Below are 25885 nucleotides of genomic sequence, written 5' to 3' on the forward strand. Positions count from 1 at the left end.
TTTTTAATAACTTGTCAATAGTTTTGAAAAAAATTACAAACTATTTTTTCTAGCTTTAACTTTAGCTTTCTAAAGTTTAACATCAACTAAAAAAGCTGTCAATAGAATCAAGAAAAAAACTCCAGAAATAATTTCACTCAAAAGGATTAACTCCTATTTTAAAATGTGATTTTTATTCCTAGAGTCTTTAATCATTTATTTTGCTTCGATAAGACCGAAATCTCCATCCTCACGGCGATAAATAACATTTGTTGTTCCATCTTCGGCATCTGTATAGATAAAGAAATCGTGTCCAAGTAAATCCATTTGAAGGATGGCTTCTTCTGCATCCATTGGCTTCAAATCAATGTTTTTGGTTCGAACAATTTTTGCCTCAGGAACTTCTTCAACTGCTTCAGCAACAAACTCTGCTGAGAATACTTCGCCAGTCGCAATCTTTTCACGGTGTTTCTTAGCAATTTTGGTCTTGTTTTTACGAATTTGACGTTCAATTTTATCTGAAACAAGATCAATTGATCCATAAAGGTCTTGCGAGATATCTTCTGCCCGTAAGGTGATAGAACCAACTGGAATAGTTACTTCTACTTTGGCTGTTTTTTCACGATAAACTTTCAAATTTACTTTAGCATTCAACTCTTGTGATTGATTAAAGTATTTTTCGATTTTAGCTAATTTTGATTCTACGTAATTGCGGATAGCATCAGTAACTTCAATGTTTTCACCGCGAATACTAAATTTAATCATAGGCTTCCTCTTTCTTGCGTTAAAACGCTTTCTTTTATTTTATTTTACTATATTTGGAATTTTTTGCAAGGATTTTTAGCGCGCCAATGAAAAAGTTTTTACAATTTTCACGCCACTTTCAACAAGTAAATCTTTAGCTAGAATCATTGTAGCCCCTGTCGTATAGATATCATCCACTAATAGGACCTTTTCTGGAATTTTTTTAGTGGAATCGATCACAAAAAACTGTTCAGCCTTTAGTCTTTCTTCTCTCGTCTTACTAGATTGAGTGGGTTTTCCTTGTCTGCTAATTTTTAGGAGATTGCAATATGTCAAAGCGGTAGCATCTAAAAATCCAGTGACCTGATTAAATTTCCTCTTTTGAAAACTTTCATTACTTAGGGGAATTGGGACAATTGTGTACCCTTTATAAGCAACTAAAACTTTTCTAATAATAGGCGAAAACACTTTTCTTAACAAATAATCTCCTTGGAATTTATACGCAGAAAAGTATTGTTTCATTGCCTGGTTGTAGGTATACAGTGCTCTGTGATTGACTTCTTTCCCTCTCTTCTGCCAATAAAGACAGTCTTGGCAAACTTCATCAATCCCAGATTTGTAGCAACTCGGACAATGTTTCGAACGAATTGGTTCGAATTGGTCCCTACATTCGTCACAAAGGTAGACTTCATCCTGATACATAAAAAAGAGCGAGGTAAATTTAATGTTATTTTGAATTTGATTACGACATATCAAACACTCCATTTAGAAACCTCCTCTTTTATTCATCGTTTTAATATCAGAAATCGCTAGCCGCATAGCTTTTGTAACACCCCCATGGTAGAAACGTAATGAGCCAGTTGGTCGCTCACTACTTCGACCAACTCGGCCAGCAATTTGGATCAAGGAGGATTTGGTATACAATTTATGATGGGCATCTAAGACAAAAAGGTCTATTTTGGGGAAGGTTACTCCCCTTTCCAAAATCGTCGACGAAACAAGAAGGTCTATTTTACCATCACGAAAATCTTGAACTAAGTCCAATCGCTGGTCTGCTCGACTAGAAATAAAGCTCACCTTCTCTTCTGGTAAATAATTTTGAAGGAGTTGCGCAAGCTGTTGACCTTCTGCAATAGTAGGATAGAAAAGTAACAGAGGATATTTAGTTTTTCTTTGTCTTTTGATATCACTGAGTAATTTAGCAGGTAGCTGTCCTCTTTTTATCTTCATATCCAAGTTTGCTAACCAGATCAATTTAGGGAGGACAAGCGGATGGGCATGGAACCGTCTAGCTAGATGCACTTCCTTTATCTGTCTTTTCTTCACTGCTTTATCTAAATTGTCAGTCGAAGTTGCTGTTAAAAATATCTTCGATCCTTGAGGCTTAAGAGCATTCGCCACAGCTTGGTAAAGGCCCTGATCATCTACATAAGGAAAAGCATCTACTTCATCAATAATAATCAACTCAAAAGCCTGGCGAAACTTAAAAAGTTGATGGACAGTTGAAATTAAAAGAGGTGAGCGATGATAATTTTCCGACCCTGAGTGCAACAATGAAATCGGGCATGTAAAATCACATTGAAAACGCTGATAGAGTTCATGACAGACATCAATTCTGGGGCTGACTAAGGCAACTGTCTCTCCTTTTTGGAGGACTGAGGCAACTGCCTGATAGATCATTTCGGTTTTACCCGAACCCGTCACAGCGTGGACTAGGATATTTTCTTTCTTCTTAATAGCAGCGACAAGTTTATCGGAAATTTCCTGCTGATAAGGAGTTAAGTGTCCTTGCCAGCTCAAATAAGAAACACAAGGAAAGGATTTCTGTTCAAAATAACACAGTTGGTCTGTACTTGTGACCCTGCCGAAGGCAATACAATTTCTGCAGTAATAAGAACCATCTGGTAGCATCCAAGCTGGTAATAGGTAGCTGTTACAACGCCCACAATAGATCTTCCCAGACTTTTTGACTGTAGCCGGTACAGTCTGGGCATGTGCTTTTAATGCTGGGGGTAACTGCCAAGATAAAAATTGGCGACCATAGTAATTTTCTAAGTTTTCCATTTACTTATCTATTCGCATAAGTTTTGAAATATGATAAAATTTTTTCATGAATTATAAAACAATCGCCAAAGATGGTACCAGAGAAGAAATCATTAAAAAATCTCGCTTTATTTGCCAAATCAAACGAGTAACCAGTGAAGAAGAGGCACGTACCTACATCACTCAAATTAAGAAGGAACACCACAAGGCTAACCATTCTTGTTCTGCTATGATCATTGGCCAAAATTTTGAAATTAAGCGTTCAAGCGATGACGGGGAGCCTAGCGGAACGGCTGGCGTACCAATGCTCACCGTTTTAGAAAAGCAGGGCCTGACCAATATTGTTGCTGTTGTGACTCGCTATTTTGGGGGGATAAAATTAGGTACAGGCGGCCTTATCCGTGCCTATTCCAGTGTTGTTGCTGACACCATTAAGAAACAGGGAGTGGTTGAGGTCAAGGATCAGGCAGGTATTCAAATCGAACTTACCTATCCCCAGTATCAAACTTTTGCCAACTTCTTAGCCCAAGAGGTCTTGCAAGAGCAAGATACAGAGTTCTCTGATAGGGTCCGAACCACTATTTATGTCGATCCTGATAAAGTAGAAGCTACTTGTTCAGCCTTAGTTGAATTTTACCAGGGTAAGGTTACCAGTAAGAAATCCGGTAGTAAAGTCGTCGAAGTTCCAATTAGCTGATAATTATTCTTTATCACTTGATAAAGAATTTGTATTTTACAAAAGTTCTTTTGACATCTATACTATTAGCAATTCTAAGATTCTTTGAGAGGTGAAAGTATGACAAAAATCTATAATAATGTCACGGAATTGATTGGCAATACTCCCATTGTTAAATTAAACAAGAGTGTCCCCGAGGGGGCTGCCGATGTCTATGTCAAATTAGAATCCTTTAACCCTGGCTCTTCTGTCAAAGATCGAATTGCTTTGTCAATGATTGAAGATGCCGAACAAAAGGGCCTCTTGAAACCTGGCGGTATCATCGTTGAGCCGACCAGCGGGAATACTGGTATTGGTTTAGCTTGGGTTGGGGCTGCTAAAGGTTATAAGGTTATTATTACAATGCCAGAGACCATGAGTGTCGAACGTCGCAAAATCATTCAGGCTTATGGTGCTCAATTAGTTCTGACACCAGGCAGCGAGGGTATGAAGGGAGCCATCCAAAAGGCTAAAGACTTAGCTACAGAAATCGGAGGCTGGGTACCGTTGCAATTTAATAATCCTGCTAACCCTGCTATCCATGAATCCACTACTGGAGCAGAAATCATCGAAGCCTTTGGTTCAACTGGGTTAGATGCTTTTGTTGCTGGTGTTGGTACAGGGGGTACTCTTTCTGGTGTTTCCCATGCTCTAAAAAAAGCTAACCCATCTGTTAAAGTTTATGCTGTTGAAGCAGATGAATCAGCCATCCTTTCTGGAGATAAACCCGGTCCTCATAAGATTCAAGGTATTTCTGCTGGCTTTATCCCTGAAACCCTAGACACCAAGGCTTACGATAGTATTGTTCGGGTGAAATCCGATGATGCTATCGCAACTGGTCGCCTTATCGGTGGCCTAGAAGGCTTCCTACCAGGCATCTCTTCATCAGCTGCTATCTATGCAGCTATCCAAGTTGCCCAAGAACTAGGTGCTGGAAAAAAAGTCTTAACACTCTTACCTGATAATGGTGAACGTTATTTATCAACTACTCTCTATGATTTTGAAGAGTGAGCAAATTAATATAAAACTAGAAAAAAGGTTGACTGACATTGATATCAGTCAACCTTTTTTCTACTAAGGTAATCTAACCCCTCTTTAACCCATATCTCCATATTATCTGCCAAAGGTTTGAATCCAATCTTATAACGACTGTTCGAAAAACGATGGCGGTGAGAAAAATGGTGCCCTTCTTCCTCCAAGGTTCGCAGGGAGAGACTGGCTTTTTCACTGAATTCATCATAGTCCAAAACTTGGACAAGTACTTCTTGATCAAGCTTGAGTGCCTCGAAAATATTTTCAATATAACCGGTCTTGATTTCTGAAATATGAATCAGACCAGTCGTCCCGTTCTCGAGGGCAACAAAGGCCCCATAAGGCTTGACGCCTGTAATGACTCCCTTATATTTTTCACCAATTTTCATCAATCCTGAACCTCAATTGTTTCAATTAGGACATCTTGAATCGGCCTGTCTTGAGCACCAGTTTCAACAGCTGCAATTTTATCCAAAATATCAAACGAAGCCTCGTCTGCCAACTGACCAAATACCGTATGACGGCGATCTAAATGCGGGGTCCCGCCTGCTACATAGGCATCCGCAATAGCTTCTGGCCAGCCACCACGTTTTAATTCCTTGGCCGAATATGGAAAATTTTTATTTTGTACGATAAAAAACTGGCTACCATTGGTATTTGGACCCGCATTAGCCATTGACAGGGCCCCACGCAAATTATAGAGTTCCTCTGAAAATTCATCTTCAAAACGTTCCCCATAGATGGATTCACCACCCATACCAGTGCCTGTTGGATCGCCACCTTGAATCATAAAGTCTGGGATAATACGATGGAAAATTACACCATCATAATAGCCATCTTTCGCTAGGGCAATAAAATTGGCAACGGTTTTAGGAGCCTGTTCAGGGAAGAGCTTTACCATCAGATCTCCTTGACTTGTCTTGATAGTAGCAACAGGGCCACTATGATTTTCTAAATCCAATTGTGGAAAGTGTAATTCTTTTTCAACCAAACCTAATTCCTCCAAGGCATATAAAATACCATCTTCTTCTACTGTTTTCGTAACAAAGTCCGCTTTTTCCTTTAATTCGGGAACAGCATTCCCCATGGCAATCTTGAGACCAACATAGTCGAACATTTCTAGGTCATTTGGACCATCGCCGAAGAATAAAATATTCTCTGGCTTGAGGTTTAAATACTCTACTAGTTTTGAAACACCTAGGGCTTTAGAGATATCCTTCAACACAACATCAAAGGAGTGATCATGCCATCGCACTAATCGTAAGTGCTCAGCTAAATATTCTGGTAAGTTCAAATCCTCTAAAGTATCTTCAAAGGTCCACATTTGATAAACATCATGATTCTTATCAAAATCAGGGTTAACATCTAAATTAGAGTAGACAATGTCAATAGCATCACTAATCACATCGTTACGGTAGGACAAGACCGCTTCGTGACGACCAGCCAGACCGTAATAAATACCAATTTCATCGGCCCAAGCCTTGAAGGCCTTAACCAAGTTCGCAGGGATTGGGCGCTGAAAAATAATATTCTTATCCTTGTCCTTGACGTAAGCCCCATTCAATTTAACACAGTAATCAGCATTTAGATCCTGTACCTCTTGGGGAACGCCATAGCGAGCTCGCCCAGAAGCAATACCAGTGATAATTCCTTTTTCTTTTAATTGTTCGAAGACTTTTTTAACAGACTCCGGCATATAACCAGTGTCTTTCGTCCGAAGAGTATCATCAATATCAAAGAAGACGGCTTTAATCTTTTTAGCCTTATATTTTGTTTTTGCGTCCATAACATCACTCCTATTGAGTACTATTATAGCAGAAACTTTAGGAAAGATAGCGTCAGAATGGTTATTCGCTCAGAGCCTTCAGGTTATGATAAACTAGTCCGCACAATTGAATAGAGGCCGTTCGGCATAACGACGGCCCAATTTATTTTTTTAAAACAGTAATCACCCAAACGGCTGACCGGTCCTTGCTTTGTGAGAGATAAGCTTTGAGTAGCCCGTTGTACAGAAGAAGAGTCTGGAAAAGTCCTGCACCTTTTGCATTGACCTAGTTTACTAGATTGACGCAGTAGTTGGTAGTAAGACTTGTTGACTATGCCGAGAAGGCTTACCCCTGTACAATTCAACAGGTTCATTAGTACTAGCACCAATGAACCATTGCTGATTGGCGGTCCTTGTCTTGGGACTGCAGGCCCATTTTCAGGCACCTTCTTCAACAATCCACTGGACTGCAAGGATAGGTCAAACAGTCTGGGAGACCGTTTGAAAAAGACCAAGATCAACTGTGCGGAGGTGGGATTGAAATGCTCCAGTGGACTTTGGCAGTCTGGGATAATCTACCACCTAAAAATAGGAAAGTGGCAGAGCTCTGAGCCCCAAAATAAGAGGACGAGGAAAATCAAAATTGTGATTTTATCACGATTTACTGATTGAGTCCAACTCTCCAATTTGTTATTACGCTAAATATTTAATATCACTGCTAAAACAGAACGAAAAAACCCTTTTTCTGTAACCTTAGACAGCCATTATTAACGTCTATAAACATTGGAGATAATTCGTTCAAATAGTATCCTTATGCTGGATTGCCTGCCAATCGGCAGCAAAATCATCCACTGCTTTAGCGATCGATGGCATAGCAAAAGCTGCTTCGAAAACATCCGGCCCTGCAGTTACCGCTTGTGCTCCGCAGGCCAGGGCCCTAGTCACCTGGCTGGCATTCTTAAAGCTGGCCGCCAAAATTTTACTAGAAGAATCTGTACGTTCAATGGCTTGGGCCAATTCCATAACAACCTGTTCAGCATTAATATCTAAGTTCTCCATGCGGTTAAAATAGGGCGCCAAATAGTCAGCTCCAGCAGAGATGGCCAACAAGCCCTGCATAGTAGTATAAATGGCAGTGGCTGTAACATTATACCCTTTTGCCTTTAAGCTTTTAATGGCAGCAAGGCCATCTGGAGTTACAGGTACCTTGATATAAATCTGATCATCCGTTTTTTGACGGATTTTTTTAGCATCAGCCAAAATACCTTGATAATCTTTGGCAACGACCTGAACATGCAAACTGGCATCCAAACCAATGATTTTTCTAACTTCATTGATACGTTGGAAAAAATCAATCTCGCCTTCTTTTTTAGCAATACTGGGGTTTGACGTAACGCCAGCCAGGGGTAAAATGTGGTGCCATTTTTTTATGGCTTCCAAGTTCAATGTATCTAATAAAAATTCCATAAGTGCCTCCTTAAATAGTATGTTTGTTAAATTAAATGATTTATCATCTTGTATCAACTTAGAAAAACAGCAAAGAAGGCCAAGTCGCCTGCAATGCGGATTAATTAAATAACGATGATTTTACACTTGCGCATCCTATCAAAATCTTGCGTGAAACGACATGATATTGGATGTAATAACCATATAAACAATTAAAGAGTTCCTAAGCAAAATCATCAGTTTTTTGCTTATCTTATTTTGCTAAACTCTGTGGGCTAACTTTCGATCGGGGAAGCTCCACCAATAATCTCTTATTTGAGCTGTCTCAATATTTAATTAGACCTAGCAGTTTCCTGCCATTCGGTGAGAGTAACTATAAACTTCTTCAGCGAGATTGCCAAACGATTAGCATTTCAGCTCATTCTCCTAGATTTGTACTAAGATATTTCTCTCAAACATAATATTAGTTATTTTAAAAAACAATTTAGCTAGTAGTCATGGCCTATTTTTGCAACCTATGCAAATAGCTGACGATTGCTTGGGGGAACGAAGTCAAGAAAGTGCGATGCATCTCTCGGCTATAAAATAATTTTTATTGATCGTCTTGTGAAACCAGATTATGTTGGAAAGCATAGACAACTGCCTGCGTACGGTCTTCAACATTAAGTTTAGCTAAGATATTCGAAACATGAGTTTTAACTGTCTTGAGCGAAATAAAGAGTTCATCAGCAATAGTTTGATTGTCGTAACCCTTGGCCAAGAGAGCCAAAACATCACGTTCTCGTGCTGTCAAGTCATCATGCAAGTCTGGATGCTGGTCGTGATACTTGATTTTCTTATCAACCTCTGTCTCAATTGCTACTTGGCCCTGAGCTACCTTGCGAATACTGTTGAGAATCTCAGCAGCACTGGAAGTTTTGAGCATATATCCTTTGGCGCCCGCCTCAATAACCGGATAAATTTTTTCATTATCCAGATAAGAAGTCAAAACGAGGATTTTAGCAGCCTTCCACTTCTTGAGAATGGCCAGAGTAGCTTCAACCCCATCCATCTCGGGCATAACTAAATCCATGACCACAACATCTGGTCGCAAATCAAGAGCCATTTCAACTCCATCTTTGCCATTGTCAGCCTCACCGATAACCTCAATATCCGGTTGCATATTAAAGAAACTTTTCAAGCCCAATCGGACCATCTCATGATCATCAACTAGGATAATTTTAGTCTTTTCCATCGTGTTCATCCTCAACTTTCTCTTCTTCATCGTAATCATCTAAAATTGGCAAACGGATATCCATCGAAACGCCTTTTCCCTTACTGCTGAGCATAGTCACGGTTCCTGCTAAATCATCAACTCGATCTTGGATGTTTTTAAGACCGTAACTGAGTTCCCGGCTAGCATCCATATCGAATCCCTGCCCATTGTCAATCATTTTAAACTGAACTTCGTTTTCAATTTGGTAGAGATAAACTTCCAACCGACTGGCTCGAGCATGCTTGAGGGTATTAGAAATAAACTCTTGTGCAATCCGAAAAAGATTGTCCTCAATGATTTTTGGCAACTGGCCAACTTCTTCTTGAAAGACCGTCTCAATGTTACTTTTGTCCTTGAGCTCCTTCAAAAGCATGGAAATACCTTCAGAAAGTGTGCGATCCTGCAGCTCAATTGGCCGCAAGTGCAAGAGCATGATTCTTAAATCATTCTGGGCACTGATAAGAGTCGTTTCAATTAAATTTAACTGTTCTCTCAGTTTGTCTTTATCTAAGTTATCTAAATTTTGTGCTACACCAGACAGCATCATAGAGGAAGCAAAGAGCTCTTGACTGACTGTATCGTGTAAGTCACGAGCAATTCGTTTACGTTCTTGAGTAACAATAGCCCGGCTATTGGAAATATAAGCATTCTCAGTTTTTTGCAGATTAGCTGTTATCCGACTCATCTGCTTTGACAAACGCTCAATATTTTTACCAACTTCTGATTCTGGTTGTTTGCCAACTGCTTGATTATTAATAATCCGCCGCAAGCTTTTATTTAAGTGACGTTTACTATTGTCATCAACCACCAACCAGACCAAAATCAGGAGAAAGCTGACAGAAAACATGAGCAAAGTAACCGAAAAAACAAACTGTTCCAAGACCCTCGGATCAGCAAAAACCAGTCTAGCATCTAGGTTGAGACTATCAAAAATTATAAAAATGATAAATCCTACGGTTACGCAAACATAGAGAAAAATTAACAAAAAATCATTTCGCTTCATGCTCGCACCACCTCTACAGAACCAGCAAAGATATTAACAACCACTTTAACCGATCGCAAAAGTTCTTGATCATCTTTTTGTTCCAACTTAATCGATTGATTGCGGAGATCATATTCAGGAAAACCCAGGTAGGAAACACTAGCATAGATAGCACTAGCGTCTAATTTAACCGCAATATCCCGTGGAACAATAATCTTGGTCGGCCCATAAATCTTTCGTATAATCACGACATTATCCCGCCCTGTTACGATAACCTTAGTTAAATCAATAGTATCAGAGCCACTAATTCTAATAACGTTGATATCATCAAAAGTATAAAAGTCCTGACTGATATGGCGACTGACACCAATCCATTGGTTAGGTTTGGGGGTAACCGCGAGATGATCCTTTTCAAATTCTATGACAGCGTAGCGATTGCGATGCTTAACCTCCGAAAAATGGTTGATAATGGTATAGGCTACCGCTAGCAGAACCGCTGCAATTATATAAGGATTGAGCATAAAGACCAGAAAAAGAAAGAGGGAACTAACCGTCAGTAAAAAGCTCCCTCGATTATCCTTGTTAAAGAAGAGGAGGGCCAGCAGAGTCAAAGCCAAAATTAAAATAAAGGCGGTTAAACTTTCTGACAAGATGGTCAATAGGGCCATGCTCAAAAGCAAAGCCTCTACCAACAAGAAAAATTGAAATTTTTTCATGGTTTTCCTTCATCGACAACTAGACGTTCGCACCTAGTTTCCCTATCTGTATTACCTGCCCATTGTACCAAAAATCCCTCGAAATTGCAGTAGGATTTGAGCTATCAGCTTTAAAGATAGGTCTAGAGACTAAAAATCCCCACTCAAATGAGCAGGGAGCTTGGGGTATACTTTGATTTGCTTTCTTTACCTTTAGATAAAAGGCTACTGTGATTGCGAGGGTTCCGAATCATCCGAACTGGATGAAGTCGTACTATCACTTGAACTATCTCCTTCATCGCTTGTGGAATTTAATGAGCTTGACTTTGATGAGCTCGATGAAGCATCCTGCACATAGAGGATGATATCATCATTGGAAGACAGGTCTAGGCTGGCTCCATAGTAAGGATTTTGACCAGAAATAATGCTGGAAGATGATGGCGAAGTCTCAGATCCAGTCGATGAAGAATAAATCTTAATTCGTGATGACTTAATACCAATCGCTGTTAGCGTGGATACAGCCTGAGAGTAGGTCATACCTGTCAAATTCGGCATCGTTGTCGAACCAGAGACAGCAACTGTAAACTTAATGGTATCATCACCAGATGGATTAAATTTATCTCCCTTTGATGGGCTCTGACTGATAATGGTTCCTTCTTCATAATCAGTCGTAGAAACTTCCGTAACTTCTATTTTTGATTTATCGACACCATAATTAGATGTCAGATCTTCTACAGCATCGTCAGAATTTTCCCCCGTATAGTCCTTCATTTTGAAACTACCGCCACTGCTGGACACATAGATATCAACAGATGTTCCCTCTTTTTTTGAGGTCCCAGCAGCTGGGTCAGTTCGAACAACCTTTCCTTTTTCCACAGAATCGCTTTCCACCTTAATAACTTGGCCTACCTTAAGACCTGAATCTTTAATTGTAGTCCTCGCAGCCGACAGTTCCTGACCAGATATATCAGGAACAGACACTGTCGATGGATTCCGCAGCATCAGAAAAGCAAAAATAGCGACTAGAACTAGAACTAAGGCAATTGCAACCTTGCTAAAAATACTATAGCTCTTATGCTTACGCTTGGGCTTAACCTTTTCATTAGGCTTGGGCGCAGGTTTTACCGGTGCTTTAACCTTTTTATCAGTTGCCTTGAGCAGCTGCTCTGTCGAAGCATTGGCTGTATTGGTATCAATTTTCGGTAAGGTTTTAGTATCCGCCACATCAGAAAAGACAAGCTTAGCTTCTCGACTGCGGTTATAGCTGAGACTGGACATGAGGTCTCGGCTCATTTCATAGGTTGATTTGTAGCGATCATTCAAACGCTTGGCTGTTGCCTTAATAACAACATTTTCCAGCGCTTGAGGAACGTCAGGATTAATCTCCCTAATTGATGGTAACGGCTTTTGGAAATGCTGCAGAGCAATGGTCACAGCACTATCACCATCATAAGGAATATGCCCAGTCAGCATTTCAAAGAGCATAATCCCCATGGCATAGATGTCTGATTGCACCGTTGCTTTAGAACCACGTGCCTGTTCAGGTGACAGATAATGGACACTGCCCAGCATGGAATTTGTCTGGGTTAAGCTAGTCTCCGCAAAAGCCACAGCAATTCCAAAGTCGGTCACCTTGACCGTGCCATCCTTAGTTAAAAGAATATTCTGAGGTTTCAGATCACGGTGAATGATTCCTTTTTCATGAGCCAAAGTCATGGCCGATAGGACTTCTTCCATAATCCTGACAACTTCAGAATTAGATAAGGGAGCCTTATCCTGAATATAATGTTTGAGGTCTGAGCCATCAACATATTCCATTACAAGGAACTGCTGCCCATCTTCTTCGCCAATGTCTCTAATTGAAACAATGTTAGGATGGCTGAGTTCAGCCATGGCACGCGCTTCTCGCTGAAAACGTGTCACAGCTACTTGGTCAGTCTGATAGTTGGTCCGAAGCACCTTGATGGCAACCTCTTCTCCTTCCAAAATCAGGTCATTAGCCAAGTAAACATCAGCCATACCACCTCGACCGACGGACTTGAGAATGCGATAGCGACCAGCAAATAATTTGCCAATCTGGATCATAATGCCGCCTCACCTTCTACGTGCAAGAGTCCCACGGTAATATTATCTAAGCCGCCAGCCTTATTGGCTTGAGCTACTAACTGATTAGCTTTTTCTGGAAGACTTTCATCATCAGCCAACAAGACATTAACGACAGTCTCATTGGAAATCATATTGGTCAAACCATCGCTGTTCATCAAAATGAAGTCCCCCGGTTCTAGCTGTTGAACCCCTAAATCAAGCTCGATTGGGCTTTGTTGACCAATGGACTGAGTGATGATATTTTTCTGAGGGTGGATTGCAGCCTCCTCCTCAGTAATTTGACCAGCCCGAAGCAACTCGTTAACCAAAGAGTGATCGGTTGTCAGTTGCTGGTACTGGCCATTTCTGACCAAACCAATCCGAGAGTCTCCTAGATGAGCATAGAGGACAGCATTACCGACAACAGCAACAGCTTCGATGGTTGTTCCCATACCACGGTAAGACTCTTCTTTCCCAAGCTCATGAATCTTTTGATTTTCTTTTTCAATAACATCAATCATCCAATCACGGATTTGACTCAAATCAGAAAAATCGGTTTCTTCCCAAATTTTCCCTAGGTCTGTCACTGTCAGCTCGCTGGCAATATTACCAGCACGATGTCCCCCCATGCCATCTGCTAAGATGATAAGGGTTATCCCTGACTTATTACTAAATTGATTGATAAAATCCTGATTTTCAGACCTCTTTTGACCGATATCAGTACGCAAAGCAATTTCCATGAATTGTTTAACTGTCCTTTCAAGCTAATAAATCCGCTTAATTTGAGCAATAAAGAAACCATCTGTCTGATAGAGTTCAGGTGTAATACTGATAAATCCATCTGTCAGAATGTCTTTTTGCCTATGTTCCAGTTTTACCTGCTCAAAATTCGGATGGGCCTCAAGAAATCTATCAATCACGTCCTGATTTTCCTCCCGAAAAATGGTACAAGTACTGTAGGTTATTATACCATTTTTGCGCAGGGTTTGACAAACACTGTTCAAGATAGCCAACTGGATGTCTGATAAGGCTACTAAATCCTGACTATCCTTGCTGTACTTGATATCAGGCTTACGTCGAATAAGGCCGATACCTGAACAAGGAGCATCAACCAATATTTTATCAAAACGGTCTGGCCCAAACTCCTGATTGGCCTGACCTGCATCCAACTTACGCGTTTGAACTTTATCAGCCACATGCAGGCGGCGGGCATTATCATTGATCAAGTCTAACTTATGGTCATAAAGATCTAAGGCTGTTACACGCCCTGTTGTAAGGTAGGAGGCTAGATGAGTCGTTTTACCACCAGGAGCTGCGCAAGCATCTAGAACCTGTTCCTTCCCTTCAAGCTTTAAGGTCGGTGCCACTAGCTGGCTGGATTCATCTTGAATGGTTAACTCACCGTTTTTAAAGTAATCTGTTCCAGCAAAATGGCCAGATTTTTTAACCAAACCGACCGGTGAGAGGCTGGAGCGTTCCGCCCCTGTCACTGCCTGAATCTCTGCCAGTTTGGCCGGATTAGTCACCCGAACACTAGCCTTGTTGCGGACAAAGAGACTAGCAAAAATTTTGATGGCGCGTTCTTCACCGTACTGCTCAATAATCTTCTTGACTAGCCAGACAGGCAGGGAATATTGAACCGAGTAACGCTTATTCTTGCGTTTAATACAAGCTGGATCCGGTAAGGGGCCCTTGGCTAATTTCCGCAGGACAGCATTCACTAACTTGTCCGCCCCTTTTTGACTATGGCTCTTAGCCAATTCAACTGCTTCATTAACAATGGCATGACTGGGAATTTTATCCAGATAAAGTAGTTGATAAAGACTGAGCAACAGTAGAGTGTACACCCAAGGCTCTAATTGATCGCGATCTTCGATAACATGAGCCAACTGCCATTCTAGAGTAATCTTCCTCGCCACTGTTCCATAGACCAATTCGGTCACCAAGGCTTTGTCCTGCTGACTAATACTCGAGCCTGAAAGCCCGTGATTGAGGGCAAGATTAGAGTAGGCCCCTTGCTGGAGGACCTCTTCAAGGATTTGTAGGGCTAGACCGCGGGCAGATTTTTCTTTTTTAACCGCCAAAGAAATCACCTACTTTAAGTTTCTGGCCCATCCCATTGAGAAAATCAGTAATTTTCATTTTAGGTTTGCCCGCTGGCTGCACTTCGATAAGAGAAAGAGCACCTTGACCCGTTGCGACGACTAGTGTTTTCTTTGTTTTTTCAATAATTTGACCAGGCTGGCCCTGTCCCTCTAACTCTAATGGTTGGGCCTGGTGGATTTTAAAACGCTGACCATTTAAAAGCGTATGAGCAATCGGCCACGGATACATTCCTCGAACTTGATTGAAGAGGGCACGGGCAGACTTATTCCAATCCAAACGTTCCTGCTCAGGGGTGATATTAGGCGAAAAACTCACTTGGGCTGGATCCTGAGGCTGGGGGTGAAGCTTGCCTGCCAAGTAGTCCGGAAGAGTTTCCAAGAGCAGGTCACGCCCAAGATCCGCTAATTTTTCAAAGAGGCTGCCAACATTATCCTCATCCAGTATGGGAAGACTAGCTTGAGCAACCATATCGCCAGCATCCATCTCCTTAACCATCTCCATGATGGTTACGCCAGCTTTATCATCACCATTAATGAGAGCATAATGAATCGGTGCGCCTCCACGATACTTGGGCAAAAGGGAGGCATGGACATTGAGAGCAAAGTCCATCCGATTAAGAAGCTTGCTGGGCAGAAATTGGCCATAGGCTGCAGTAATAATCCCGTCAGCTCCTAAAGCCATTAAATCTGCCATTTCCTGAGAACCAGATAATTTTTCAGGCTGATAGACTGCTAAATTATTGGCTAAGGCTACTTCCTTGACCGGAGTCATGCGAATCGCTTTCTTACGGCCGACTGCTCGGTCTGGTTGGGTCACCACAGCTAAAATTTCGTAGGCCTTGCTAGCAATTAAGCCTTCTAAGACAGTTGCTGCAAAGGCGGGCGTTCCCATAAATACAATTTTTTTCATCAATTCTCTTCGGCCTAAGGGCCTTCCTTTCTAGCTTAGACAAAACTTTGCGGTTCGTGGTCAATAATCAGACGTAAATCCTTATTGCTTTTATCTTGGGTCAAGTCTAAAATTTGGTTGAGGACAGCCTCTAGTTTATCTTCAAAGCGATACTTAATCATAATTTGATAGTGATAGAGATTGTGAGTTCTGGCAATTGGCTTAGGAGTTGGCCCTAAAATTTTAACCTGATCACTGAGTTGCTCTTTTAATAAATGAAAGACTTCAAAAGCTTTCTGAACCAAGACTTCCTCATTCTTGTGAGAGAAGGTCAGTCCAACCGTATAAAAATAGGGCGGATAAGCCAGCTGATGGCGAACCTTCATCTCATAGGCATAAAAAGCCTCATAGTCCTGCTCCTTAGCCAGTTGGATGGCATAATTTTTAGGATTATAAGTCTGGATGATGACTTCCCCTTCTTTTTCAGCCCGTCCTGCCCGGCCAGCAACCTGGGTTAAGAGCTGGAAAGTCCGCTCTGCCGCCCGAAAATCAGGTAGGTTAAGGGAAGTGTCGGCATTGAGCACCCCAACTAGGGTGACATTAGGAAAATCCAGACCCTTGGCAATCATTTGAGTTCCCAGAAGAATATCGGCCTTCCCTTGGCCGAAGTCTTGGAGGATCTTTTCGTGAGCCCCTTTTTTTCTTGTAGTATCAACATCCATCCGCAGCACTCTGGCTTGCGGCAAAATTTCCTGCAATTCATCATAGGCCTTCTGAGTTCCTGTACCATAGTAGCGAATGCTACGGCTGCCACAATTAGGACATGCTCTTGGAATGCCCTTTTGGAAACCGCAGTAGTGACAGTTCATTGTCTTGGTATCCATGTGCAGAGTCAGGGAAATATCACAATTAGGACACTCATCGACATAGCCACATTCGCGACACATAATAAAACTGGAAAAGCCTCGGCGATTGAGCATAAGGACAGTTTGTTCCCCTTTTTCTAGGCGGTCCTTAATTTTATCGACTAAAGGCGGGGTAAAATTGCTAACTTCCTGTTTCCCCAGAAAATCCCTAAAGTCAAGAATTTGAACCTGAGGAATTTTGGCCATAGGATTAGCTCTTTGCGTCAGACGAATAAAATGGTAAACACCTCGACTAGCCCTGGCCCTACTCTCAATACTTGGTGTTGCTGACCCCATAACCAGAACTGCCTGATGGTAATTGGCCCGAAGGAGAGCAACATTGCGGGCATGATAGCGCGGATTAGATTCCTGCTTATAGGTGGCTTCATGCTCTTCATCAATGATGATAGCACCGATCTTTTCCAAAGGAGCAAAAATAGCCGATCGCGCACCAACAACAACCTTAGCCTGACCTGATTTTATTTTTCGCCACTCATCATACTTTTCCCCGTCAGACAGACCCGAATGCATGATAGCAACCTGCTCACCAAAACGAGAAATAAAACGATTAGTCATCTGGGGTGTCAAAGAAATTTCCGGCACAAGGACAATGGCTGTCTTTCCCAGTTTAAGAACATGATCAATAATATGGAGGTAAACTTCTGTCTTACCCGAGCCTGTGATTCCCTCGAGCAGATAGGGCTTATTGGACTGACCAATATCTGATACAATGCTTTCAACGGCATGAGTCTGCTCTTGATTGAGCTCTAAAAAGTCCGTCCTTTTCACCTTGTCAAAATAATCCTGACTGCGATTGACCGAGACCTCGTCGACGTCAAGAGCTCCCGCTTGAACAAAATACTTAATTTGGTCGCGAGAAAAAAGCTGTTGCAAATCAGATAGAAGAGCACGCTCAGGCTTAGCCAAGAGGTAGTCTTTCAATGCCTGACGCTTTTTAGCCCGTTTGGAAATTTCTAAGTCCGCTAAAACTTCTGGTTTGGCCTGATAATATTTAACGGTTTTGAGTGTCTTTTTATCCTTAGCAGAATAGGTAGTCTTAATTTGTCCCATGCGCACTAACTTAGCAACTCTAGCTTGACGTTCCTTATCCAAGCTTGCATAGGAAACCTTATTACGCCTAGCAAAAATCCAGTCTCTGTCCGAATCAGACAGGTCCTCTTGGGCCTCTAAAATACGATCATAATTAGAATTGAGAAGGCTGGGAATCATAGATTTGAGAATGGAAATCTTATAGGAAAAAACGGTATGCCTCATCTGTTCAGCCAAGTTCAGTTGCTCTTGGTTTAGAACTGGTTCAAAATCTAGCACGGATGTGACAGGCTTAAGATCTGTTATCTCTCCGTCTTCTAATCCTATGACAAACCCCTGTAACAATCGATTTCCCTTACCAAAGGGAACGTGGACCCGACTGCCTAGACTGATACTGTCTGACAAATCATCTGGAACCCGATAGGAAAAGGGCTTATCTGTCTGCATGAGCGGGACATCTACAATAATTTTGGCAATCTTCCCCATTTTTCCTTTCCCTTTCTAATTAAAACCATTTAAATCAAGCATTGATATACTTCTAGGGAGTAGGAGTAACCCCAAGAATTGAAAACTTTGGTTCCTATTCCCACCTTGGCACAGTTGGCTGGGCTTTACGCTTTGGCCTTGTGGCAAAAAGAAAACCAGCCAGCAGTGAGTCTGGGACAAACAGCCATGATAGCTTAGCCCTCACCCACAAAGCATTGTAATCTCTGAAGATTACGTATAAAAAGACCAGACTCATTAGCATTGTTTTAGATTTACCAGATTGACGAAGGCGGCTGGGAGTAAGACTTGTGGGCTAGGCCAAGAAGTCTTACCCCTGCACAGTTCATGAGGTGCTTTAGCACCAATGAACCACTGCTGATTGGCTTTTCTGTAACTGGCGCTTCTTAGTTTTTAAGCGTCCACCTTAAACAGCCCAGTGGGCTGTTTAACTACCATGCAAGTGAACCACTGCGCTAAGAGTGTATTCCAAAACAGGCATATTGGACGAATTTTTGCCTAACCTCGGCGGAAAAAAGCCTTAACTTAGTAAAGACTAGCTAACTTCCCGATTTCAATAAAGAGTTTCAATAAATATGGGCTGAGCATCTCCTTTTGCTCAACCCTATTTTTTTCTAAATGACTAATCCGATTTCGCTTAGATTTTTTCGCCTTCTTCTTCTTTTTCTTTGGCGATTTGCTCTTTAATCTTGCGTTCTTCTTCCTCTTTAGCTAGACGTTCCGCCTCGGCACGCGCACGAACTGCCGCACGCTTAGCTTCAGGATCTGGGTGGATGGTTACATTGCCAGACTCAATCTCTTCAAGTGCTTGCAGGGTCGGTTTGACAGACTTGAATCCTTGAGTTGGCTGTGCGCCTTCCTCCAATTCATGTGCCCGCTTCGCTTGCAAAATGCAGAGGGAATACTTGGAAGGAATGTGATCCAATAACGTATCAATAGAAGGTTTTAACATCATAAGGCAATATCTCTTTTCTAACTTAAATATCTTTAATCATCTTGTTGTAGTGGCCAATAACGCGATCAACTCGGTAGTGCTCCGCTTCGATAATCCGCTTGACACGTTCAGCAGCCAAAGGCACTTCATCATTAACAACGGCGTAATCATACTCACGCATAAGAGCGATCTCTTCCTTAGCTCGCTCAATCCGCTGGGCAATAACCTCATCGCTATCCGTTCCACGGCCAACTAGTCGGTCTTTCAACTCATCCAAATCCGGCGGGGTCAGAAAGATAAAAACACCATCTGGAACTTTTTTCTTAACCTGTAAAGCTCCTTGAACTTCAATTTCTAAGAAGACATCAATCCCCTTGTCCAGCGTTTCATTGACATAAGTCAAGGGAGTTCCATAGTAGTTATTGACATACTCCGCATACTCAAGCATTTGACCCTGACGAATAAGATCTTCAAATTGCTCTCGGGTGCGGAAAAAATAATCTACGCCATCCTTCTCACCGGGACGTTGACTACGGGTTGTCATTGAGACCGAATATTCAAATTTATGGTCTGGTGTGGAAAAAATTTCCTGACGAACCGTTCCCTTGCCAACCCCTGATGGCCCGGAGAAAACAATCAACAATCCACGTTCGGACATAGCAGACTCCTTAAAATTTCTTATGCTTTAGTTTAACAAAAATAGCAGGTTTTATCAAGCACTCAAGTGAAAGCCACACCGTAAAAAGGCGCTAGGACAGGGCACTTTCAGGCAGAATTTTTTCTGCAAAACTCTCCCACAAATAGGCTCTTTTGTAGTATAATGATATGGTGTGCCTTAAAGGCAAAATCAGTAACACGAGGAGGGGTTCTCATGAAACAAATGTTTCTTTCTGCAAACAATCAACTCAATGAAATCGAAACATTCGAGCCCGGTGCTTGGATCAATCTTGTAAACCCTTCCCAGGAAGAATCTGTTCGCCTCGCCGAAGCATTCAATATTGATATTACTGATCTGCGAGCACCGCTGGATGCAGAAGAAAGTTCTCGGATTAGTGTTGAGGACAACTACACCCTGATTATTGTTGATGTTCCAACTCAGGAAGATCGTAACGGCAAAAGCTACTATGTTACCATTCCGCTTGGTATCGTGGTTACAGAAGATGCCGTGATTACAACCTGTTTGGAGCCGCTGATACTCTTTGAGAATTTTCTCAACCGCCGCGTGCGTGGCTTTTATACCTTTATGAAAACGCGCTTCGTCTTCCAGCTACTCTATCGCAATGCAGAGCTCTTTCTGACCGCTCTGCGTTCCATTGACCGGCAGAGCGATCGTATCGAAGCACAGCTGGAAGATGCCACACGCAATGAACAACTGATTGACATGATGGAGCTGGAAAAATCCATCATTTATCTAAAAGCGTCCTTGAAAATCAACGAACGAATTGTTAAAAAGTTGAGCGGCAATGCATCCAGTCTTAGAAAATACGTCGCCGATGAAGACCTGCTGGAAGATACCCTGATTGAAACCCAACAGGCCATCGAAATGGCTAGCATCTATGAAAATGTCCTCAATGTCATGACCGAAACGTCTGCTTCGATTATTTCCAACAACCAAAACTCAATTATGAAGACTCTGGCCTTGATGACCATGGCACTGGATATTCCCACTGTTATCTTTTCAGCCTATGGGATGAATTTCAAAAACAATTGGCTGCCTCTCAATGGTCTGGAACACGCTTTTTGGTTTATTGTGGCTATTGCCGCCGCCTTGAGTGCCACAGTCGTGATTTACTTCATCCGCAAACGCTGGTTTTAAGCAAAATTATTACTACTACTTAAGAAAGAGAGTCCTGTACGACCATGGATTTACAAGAACTGACCAAGAAAAATCAAGAATTTATCACCATTGCTCGCCATCAGTTAGAAGCAGATGGCAAAACAGAACAAGAAATCAAAGACATTTTTGATGAAGTCTTACCAATCATCCTAGAAAATCAGAAAAAAGGAAATACCGCCCGCCACTTGCTCGGCGCTCCGTCAGCTTGGGCCAAGTCATTTAGTGATACCGCTATCGAAAGTGGAAGTGTAACTAGTGATACTAATAAAAATCCTTGGCTCATGTGGCTGGATAGCAGTCTACTCTTACTTGGTTTCTTTGGCCTGCTCTACGGTATTGTCGGACTCACCAATAAAAACTATAGGGCTAGCTATGGTATCTTGACCACGGTTATCATCGCCTTTACGGGTGGGGCTGTCCTCTATGCCCTCTATTATTTTGTTTATCAACATGCTGGTAAACCCAAGGGAGAACGTCCAAACCTTTGGAAATCTCTAGCCTATATGGCAGTGTTTACCCTGCTCTGGATTGGCATTGTCGGACTGACAGCGCTTATTCCAAAACAATTGAATCCCATTCTGCCGGGGCTGGTGACACTGGCTATCGGTGGGGCTAGCTTTGGACTTCGCTACTATCTCAAGAAGCAATACAATATTCAAAGCGCTTTGGCAACCCAAGCTCCTGAAACTTCTAATAAGAAATAAATGTTATAACAAATAAAGCTCAGCCAAATTCGGCTGAGCTTTTTAATCTTCATTTACAAATGGCATAAGTGCCATCACGCGAGCACGTTTGATTGCTGTTGTTACCTTACGTTGGTTCTTAGCTGACGTTCCTGTTACACGACGAGGAAGAATTTTCCCACGTTCTGAAACGAAACGGCTGAGCAATTCTGTATCTTTGTAATCAACATATTCAATCTTGTTAGCTGCGATATAATCAACTTTTTTACGGCGTTTGAATCCGCCACGACGTTGTTGAGCCATGTTTATTCTCCTTTATATTATTTTTTGACTTGTTTGCAGCAAGCCCTTGTCTTTTGTCACTTAGAATGGAAGGTCGTCGTCGGAAATATCCATTGGATTTGAATTGCCAAAAGGACTTTCGTCACGGCCAAAGTTCGGTGTTGTTTGCTGTTGAGTACCGCCAAAGTTTGACGAAGTATTGCCACCAGCATTATAGGAACCTGTGCCATTAGCTTCACGCGTTGCACGACTTTCCAGAAGCTGGAAATTGTCAGCGACTACTTCAGTTACATAAACCCGTTGACCTTGTTGGTTCTCATAATTACGAGTCTGAATACGACCAGTAATTCCAATCAAAGCTCCCTTCTTAGCCCAGTTAGCCAAGTTTTCGGCTTGCTGACGCCAAATCACACAGTTGATGAAATCGGCCTCACGTTCACCGTTTTGGTTTTTAAAGTTGCGGTTAACAGCCAAGCTGAAGGTTGCAACGGCTTGATTAGACGGGGTGTAGCGAAGCTCTGCATCACGAGTCATGCGCCCCACGAGTACGACATTATTAATCATAATCTACCTTCTTAAGCGTCAAGCTTAACAATCATGTGACGAAGAATATCGTTGTTGATTTTTGACAGACGGTCAAATTCATTAAGAGCATGTGCGTTGTCAGATTCAACATTAACGATGTGGTAAAGTCCTTCACGGAAATCTTGGATTTCGTAAGCCAGACGACGTTTTTCCCAATCTTTTGATTCAACAACAGTTGCACCATTGTCTGTCAAGATAGCGTCAAAGCGTTCTACCAAAGCGTTTTTAGCTTCTTCTTCAATGTTTGGACGAATAATATAAAGAATTTCGTATTTAGCCATTGATGTTTTCCTCCTTTTGGTCTAATGACCCCCAGTCACTGCAAGGGGTAAGTGAGGGATACTCACAAAACAATATTATACAGGAAAGCTGCGCCGATTGCAAGAAAAAATCCCATTTTGCATTTTTGTCCTGTGTGCCTGAAAATAGTGATAAAAAACAAGAAAGGCGGTCAAGCGATACTATTTCCAAGCTACTCATCTCAAGACTAGATATCGTCAATGAACTGACTTTTTAGAGTAGAAAAAACACCCCTATGTATCTAGAAACTAGATTTAACAGAAGCGTTTTATATCTAAAAATTAATTACATAAATAAGTTAAGGCACTAAGGCACCAGTAACGGATCTACCAGCAAAACTATCATAGTCTATCAGCTACGCCACCGATTAAAAGTTCCAAACCCAGAATAGGAGTAATCGGAACAATCGGAGAACCCAGAAAGAATCGCCTTAAAACTTTTTTGCTTTAAATCGTCATTTGGTCAGTCTATCATCGCCAGACTGACCTTGTCTTAGCTTATGGACTATTAATAGTCTGAAAGGGCTCCGGCAGCAGCTCCTGCTACTGCACCCACACCCACTGGTGGCAACTCAGCAAAACCAGCACCGATAGCGACGCCAGCAGCTGCACCAGAAATAGGATCTGGATATGGAATTGGGCCTGGGAAAGGTGGATCTATTAGATATCCTCCTGAAACAACTGTCAATTCTTCTTTATTTACTTTTTCAAATTCTTCAAATACCACTGTATTCATCATAATCTCCTTTTTTGCTTTAAACTGTCATTGGGTCAGTCTATCAGCGAAAATCCGCGCCAGACTGACCTTATCTTAGCTATGGCTCTTAATAGTCTGAAAGGGCTCCGACAGCAGCTCCGGCCACTGCACCCACACCCACTGGTGGCAACTCAGCAAAACCAGCACCGATAGCGACGCCAGCAGCTGCACCAGAAATAGGATCTGGATATGGAATTGGGCCTGGGAAAGGTGGATCTATTAGATATCCTCCTGAAACAACTGTCAATTCTTCTTTATTTACTTTTTCAAATTCTTCAAATACCACTGTATTCATCATAATCTCCTTTTTGCTATAATAGTTAGGATTTGCTTAAGATATTCAGATAGAACTATACGTCATTATCATACTATTCAATTGTACAAGAATCCGCACTACCATTTGCCAACATACCTGCACCAACACCTGCACCAAAGATAAGGGCACCCCCCGCCCAACCAATTGGACCACTTCCTATTGCAAGTGCTGCTGCAGAGCTTGCAGCAAGGCCTCCACCTTCCATAGCCTCAAGACAGCGTAAAGGATCTTTGTACCCCCCACCATTAAAAGTGGTTAAGCTTTCTGTGTTCATCACTTCAAATTGTTCAAATGCGATTGTATTCATGCGAATACCTCCTTATTTTTGCTCGGTCGTCTACTACTTCACGTAATCTGACCCGTTTGGTTATTTATCAATCAAAATTATTTTCAATTGACAGTAGTCATTGTAAGGGATAAAAGACCTAGAATCAAGCGATTTCGAGCGGTTTAATCAAATTATAAGACCTCTGATACCAGCCACTAAATTTTCTATTTATTTTCATTTGAAAATAAATAGAAAAATTCAATCCTAAGAACCTAGAATCGAACTTAACTATTTTTAGTCTTATTTTGATCAATTACTGAAAACATGATTTCAGAACCAACCTTCAAGTTTGCTTAGCCGAGTGCACACTGGTCTATTACGAGATGACGATTACATCTTTTACAATTGAATATGCATTATCAACAGCGGTAATAACTGTCTCAACTGTATCAACGAAATCCGTCACACTATCAAAGAAGCCACCTCCTGTGATGGTGTTCAAGTTTTCTGAGTTCATTTCTTCAAAATTTTCTAAAATGTTTGTATTCATGTGAATCTCCTTCTTGTTTTTTACATGGTCGTCTACTACTTCATGTAATCTGACCTGATTTTTTACTTATCAATCAAAATTATTTTCAATTGACAGTAGTTATTGTAAGGGATAAAAGACCTAGAATCAAGCGATTTTTAGCGGTTTAATCAAATTAAAAAGTCTCTGATAAGAGCTGCTAAATTTTCTGTTTGTTTTCATTTGAATATAAATAAAAATCCAACTCAGTTTGAGTCGGATTGTGAATCGAACCTAATTCTCCATTTTATGCAGAAGTTTATCTTTAAAGTAGTCAAAGTAGGTCTTCTTATCAATTACCGTAACGGTCTTACCAGTCATGCCATATTTGACGAGCTTGCTGTCCTTTTTGGAGAGCTTAGCCTTGGCAGTCACCTTAAAGAGATTTCCCTTTTTAGTGGACGTGGCTGAAGAAGCAACCTTAGTGATCTTACCTTCAATAATCATCTTGTCATTGCCTTTTTTCTCAACTGTCAAGCGAGTCTTTTGTCCTTCTTCCATTGAGACCACATCGTCTGATGACACGTAATAGGTAATCAATACCGTCTTGGTCTTTTGGATATCAGGATAAATTTGAGCAATTTCTGACCATTGGGGAATGACATGAGCCCCTTCGTACTTGGGATTGGTATGGATAATGCCATTATCCGGCGCAAAGAGAGAGACATGAGCCGTTTCTTTTTTATCTTTCTCATCGCGCTTTTTCTTCTTAGCATCTTTTTTCTTTTTAGCCTTTTTTTCAGCTTTTTTTCTGGCCTTTTTAGAGAGCTTTTTGTTTTTTTTCTTGGTCTTCTTTTCTTTCTTCTCTTCTATTTTGTCCAGACGCTTATTGCGTTCCTTTATGGCTTCTTTTTGCGAATTCTTTTGTGCAGGAGTTGTCTCCTCGTTATATCGCACCAAAAGATCCCCTTTTTTCACCTTGGTGTTGTCATCCAATTTGTTTTGAGCAATAGAAGCATCACTGCCAGACTGGATAATGGCTAAAACCTCAGTCGGGGCCACCTCACCTTGAGAGATGACCGTGACTTCCTTTTTAGCAAAACAAAGGAAGACAACGATGAAAACAATCAAGATAACCAAGGGCACAATCAGCACTGTCGCAAAATTATGGTAGCGGCGGCGGTAAAATTCCGCACTTTCGAGTAATTTTGGATTCATGATA

General features: G+C 41.5%; 28 protein-coding genes. 4 read left to right on the plus strand and 24 right to left on the minus strand.

The window, feature by feature from the left end; genetic code table 11:
* Positions 1-195 precede the first annotated feature (195 nt).
* From hpf to ACFSN5_RS08815, 3 genes are all read right to left on the minus strand, one after another.
* Positions 196-744 (minus strand): ribosome hibernation-promoting factor, HPF/YfiA family, encoded by a 549-nt coding sequence (hpf, locus tag ACFSN5_RS08805; RefSeq protein WP_165213363.1) that lies wholly within the window; start codon positions 742-744, stop codon positions 196-198.
* Between the two features lie 75 nt (positions 745-819).
* Complete coding sequence (locus tag ACFSN5_RS08810; RefSeq protein WP_165213365.1) at positions 820-1488, minus strand: ComF family protein; 669 nt, start codon at positions 1486-1488, stop codon at positions 820-822.
* Positions 1489-2787: a DEAD/DEAH box helicase gene (locus ACFSN5_RS08815; protein WP_398600646.1), complete on the minus strand. Its 1299-nt coding sequence runs from the start codon at positions 2785-2787 to the stop codon at positions 1489-1491.
* Between the two features lie 46 nt (positions 2788-2833).
* Here ACFSN5_RS08815 and ACFSN5_RS08820 point away from each other — a divergent pair, with 46 nt between their 5' ends.
* On the plus strand, positions 2834-3463 hold the full coding sequence (locus ACFSN5_RS08820; RefSeq protein ID WP_398600648.1) for a YigZ family protein: 630 nt from the start codon (positions 2834-2836) through the stop codon (positions 3461-3463).
* 99 nt (positions 3464-3562) lie between these two features.
* Entirely contained in the window at positions 3563-4492 is a 930-nt protein-coding gene (gene cysK, locus ACFSN5_RS08825) for a cysteine synthase A (protein ID WP_398600649.1), read from the plus strand.
* A 44-nt stretch (positions 4493-4536) separates the two neighbouring features.
* On the opposite strand, the gene ACFSN5_RS08830 is transcribed toward cysK, so the two are convergent.
* The 13 genes from ACFSN5_RS08830 to gmk form a co-directional block, all read right to left on the minus strand.
* Positions 4537-4902, minus strand: coding sequence for a S1 RNA-binding domain-containing protein (locus tag ACFSN5_RS08830; protein WP_398600651.1), 366 nt, complete (start codon positions 4900-4902; stop codon positions 4537-4539).
* A complete protein-coding gene (locus ACFSN5_RS08835) occupies positions 4902-6299 on the minus strand; it encodes a bifunctional Cof-type HAD-IIB family hydrolase/peptidylprolyl isomerase (RefSeq protein ID WP_398600653.1) in 1398 nt (465 codons plus the stop codon). The genes ACFSN5_RS08830 and ACFSN5_RS08835 overlap by 1 nt, the downstream gene beginning before the upstream one ends.
* A gap of 777 nt (positions 6300-7076) precedes the next feature.
* Positions 7077-7745 carry a fructose-6-phosphate aldolase gene (locus tag ACFSN5_RS08840; protein ID WP_165213373.1) on the minus strand — a complete coding sequence of 223 codons (669 nt, stop codon included), beginning with the start codon at positions 7743-7745 and terminating at the stop codon, positions 7077-7079.
* A gap of 571 nt (positions 7746-8316) precedes the next feature.
* Entirely contained in the window at positions 8317-8967 is a 651-nt protein-coding gene (locus ACFSN5_RS08845; protein WP_206221368.1) for a response regulator, read from the minus strand.
* Positions 8945-9982, minus strand: a complete 1038-nt coding sequence (locus tag ACFSN5_RS08850; protein WP_165213377.1) for a sensor histidine kinase — start codon at positions 9980-9982, stop codon at positions 8945-8947. The genes ACFSN5_RS08845 and ACFSN5_RS08850 overlap by 23 nt, the downstream gene beginning before the upstream one ends.
* Positions 9979-10677 (minus strand): cell wall-active antibiotics response protein LiaF, encoded by a 699-nt coding sequence (gene liaF, locus ACFSN5_RS08855; RefSeq protein ID WP_165213379.1) that lies wholly within the window; start codon positions 10675-10677, stop codon positions 9979-9981. The genes ACFSN5_RS08850 and liaF overlap by 4 nt, the downstream gene beginning before the upstream one ends.
* 204 nt (positions 10678-10881) lie before the next feature.
* Positions 10882-12741, minus strand: a complete 1860-nt coding sequence (gene pknB, locus ACFSN5_RS08860; RefSeq protein WP_165213381.1) for a Stk1 family PASTA domain-containing Ser/Thr kinase — start codon at positions 12739-12741, stop codon at positions 10882-10884.
* The gene (locus ACFSN5_RS08865) at positions 12738-13481 is read right to left on the minus strand and encodes a Stp1/IreP family PP2C-type Ser/Thr phosphatase (RefSeq protein ID WP_165213383.1); all 744 of its coding nucleotides are present in this window, start codon (positions 13479-13481) and stop codon (positions 12738-12740) included. The genes pknB and ACFSN5_RS08865 overlap by 4 nt, the downstream gene beginning before the upstream one ends.
* A 24-nt stretch (positions 13482-13505) precedes the next feature.
* Positions 13506-14831, minus strand: a complete 1326-nt coding sequence (rsmB, locus tag ACFSN5_RS08870; protein ID WP_165213403.1) for a 16S rRNA (cytosine(967)-C(5))-methyltransferase RsmB — start codon at positions 14829-14831, stop codon at positions 13506-13508.
* Positions 14815-15756 (minus strand): methionyl-tRNA formyltransferase, encoded by a 942-nt coding sequence (gene fmt / locus ACFSN5_RS08875; protein WP_165213385.1) that lies wholly within the window; start codon positions 15754-15756, stop codon positions 14815-14817. Before fmt ends, rsmB begins: the two co-directional genes overlap by 17 nt.
* Before the next feature lie 35 nt (positions 15757-15791).
* Positions 15792-18176, minus strand: coding sequence for a primosomal protein N' (locus ACFSN5_RS08880; protein ID WP_165213387.1), 2385 nt, complete (start codon positions 18174-18176; stop codon positions 15792-15794).
* A gap of 655 nt (positions 18177-18831) precedes the next feature.
* On the minus strand, positions 18832-19149 hold the full coding sequence (rpoZ, locus tag ACFSN5_RS08885) for a DNA-directed RNA polymerase subunit omega (RefSeq protein WP_004229934.1): 318 nt from the start codon (positions 19147-19149) through the stop codon (positions 18832-18834).
* Between the two features lie 22 nt (positions 19150-19171).
* The gene (gene gmk / locus ACFSN5_RS08890; RefSeq protein WP_165213389.1) at positions 19172-19786 is read right to left on the minus strand and encodes a guanylate kinase; all 615 of its coding nucleotides are present in this window, start codon (positions 19784-19786) and stop codon (positions 19172-19174) included.
* 213 nt (positions 19787-19999) lie between these two features.
* On the opposite strand from gmk, the gene ACFSN5_RS08895 reads away from it, so the two are divergent.
* Both ACFSN5_RS08895 and ACFSN5_RS08900 read left to right on the plus strand, forming a co-directional pair.
* Positions 20000-20944 (plus strand): magnesium transporter CorA family protein, encoded by a 945-nt coding sequence (locus ACFSN5_RS08895; protein WP_165213391.1) that lies wholly within the window; start codon positions 20000-20002, stop codon positions 20942-20944.
* Between the two features lie 44 nt (positions 20945-20988).
* Positions 20989-21669 carry a DUF1129 domain-containing protein gene (locus ACFSN5_RS08900; RefSeq protein WP_004226573.1) on the plus strand — a complete coding sequence of 227 codons (681 nt, stop codon included), beginning with the start codon at positions 20989-20991 and terminating at the stop codon, positions 21667-21669.
* 42 nt (positions 21670-21711) lie between these two features.
* On the opposite strand, the gene rpsR is transcribed toward ACFSN5_RS08900, so the two are convergent.
* The 8 genes from rpsR to ACFSN5_RS08940 form a co-directional block, all read right to left on the minus strand.
* On the minus strand, positions 21712-21951 hold the full coding sequence (rpsR, locus tag ACFSN5_RS08905; RefSeq protein WP_000068664.1) for a 30S ribosomal protein S18: 240 nt from the start codon (positions 21949-21951) through the stop codon (positions 21712-21714).
* 60 nt (positions 21952-22011) lie between these two features.
* A complete protein-coding gene (locus tag ACFSN5_RS08910; protein WP_165213393.1) occupies positions 22012-22494 on the minus strand; it encodes a single-stranded DNA-binding protein in 483 nt (160 codons plus the stop codon).
* Positions 22495-22505: 11 nt separating this feature from the next.
* Positions 22506-22796: a 30S ribosomal protein S6 gene (gene rpsF, locus ACFSN5_RS08915; protein ID WP_165213395.1), complete on the minus strand. Its 291-nt coding sequence runs from the start codon at positions 22794-22796 to the stop codon at positions 22506-22508.
* A gap of 526 nt (positions 22797-23322) precedes the next feature.
* Positions 23323-23553 carry a bacteriocin gene (locus ACFSN5_RS08920; RefSeq protein ID WP_165213397.1) on the minus strand — a complete coding sequence of 77 codons (231 nt, stop codon included), beginning with the start codon at positions 23551-23553 and terminating at the stop codon, positions 23323-23325.
* Between the two features lie 85 nt (positions 23554-23638).
* Positions 23639-23869: a bacteriocin gene (locus tag ACFSN5_RS08925; RefSeq protein ID WP_398600662.1), complete on the minus strand. Its 231-nt coding sequence runs from the start codon at positions 23867-23869 to the stop codon at positions 23639-23641.
* A gap of 70 nt (positions 23870-23939) precedes the next feature.
* On the minus strand, positions 23940-24194 hold the full coding sequence (locus tag ACFSN5_RS08930; protein ID WP_165213399.1) for a hypothetical protein: 255 nt from the start codon (positions 24192-24194) through the stop codon (positions 23940-23942).
* 337 nt (positions 24195-24531) lie between these two features.
* Positions 24532-24705, minus strand: coding sequence for a ComC/BlpC family leader-containing pheromone/bacteriocin (locus tag ACFSN5_RS08935; protein WP_165213401.1), 174 nt, complete (start codon positions 24703-24705; stop codon positions 24532-24534).
* 252 nt (positions 24706-24957) lie between these two features.
* The gene (locus ACFSN5_RS08940; protein ID WP_398600665.1) at positions 24958-25881 is read right to left on the minus strand and encodes an HlyD family efflux transporter periplasmic adaptor subunit; all 924 of its coding nucleotides are present in this window, start codon (positions 25879-25881) and stop codon (positions 24958-24960) included.
* Between the last annotated feature and the right edge of the window lie 4 nt (positions 25882-25885).

The organism is Streptococcus tangpeifui, from assembly GCF_044503215.1.
Classification (GTDB): Bacteria; Bacillota; Bacilli; order Lactobacillales; family Streptococcaceae; genus Streptococcus; species Streptococcus tangpeifui.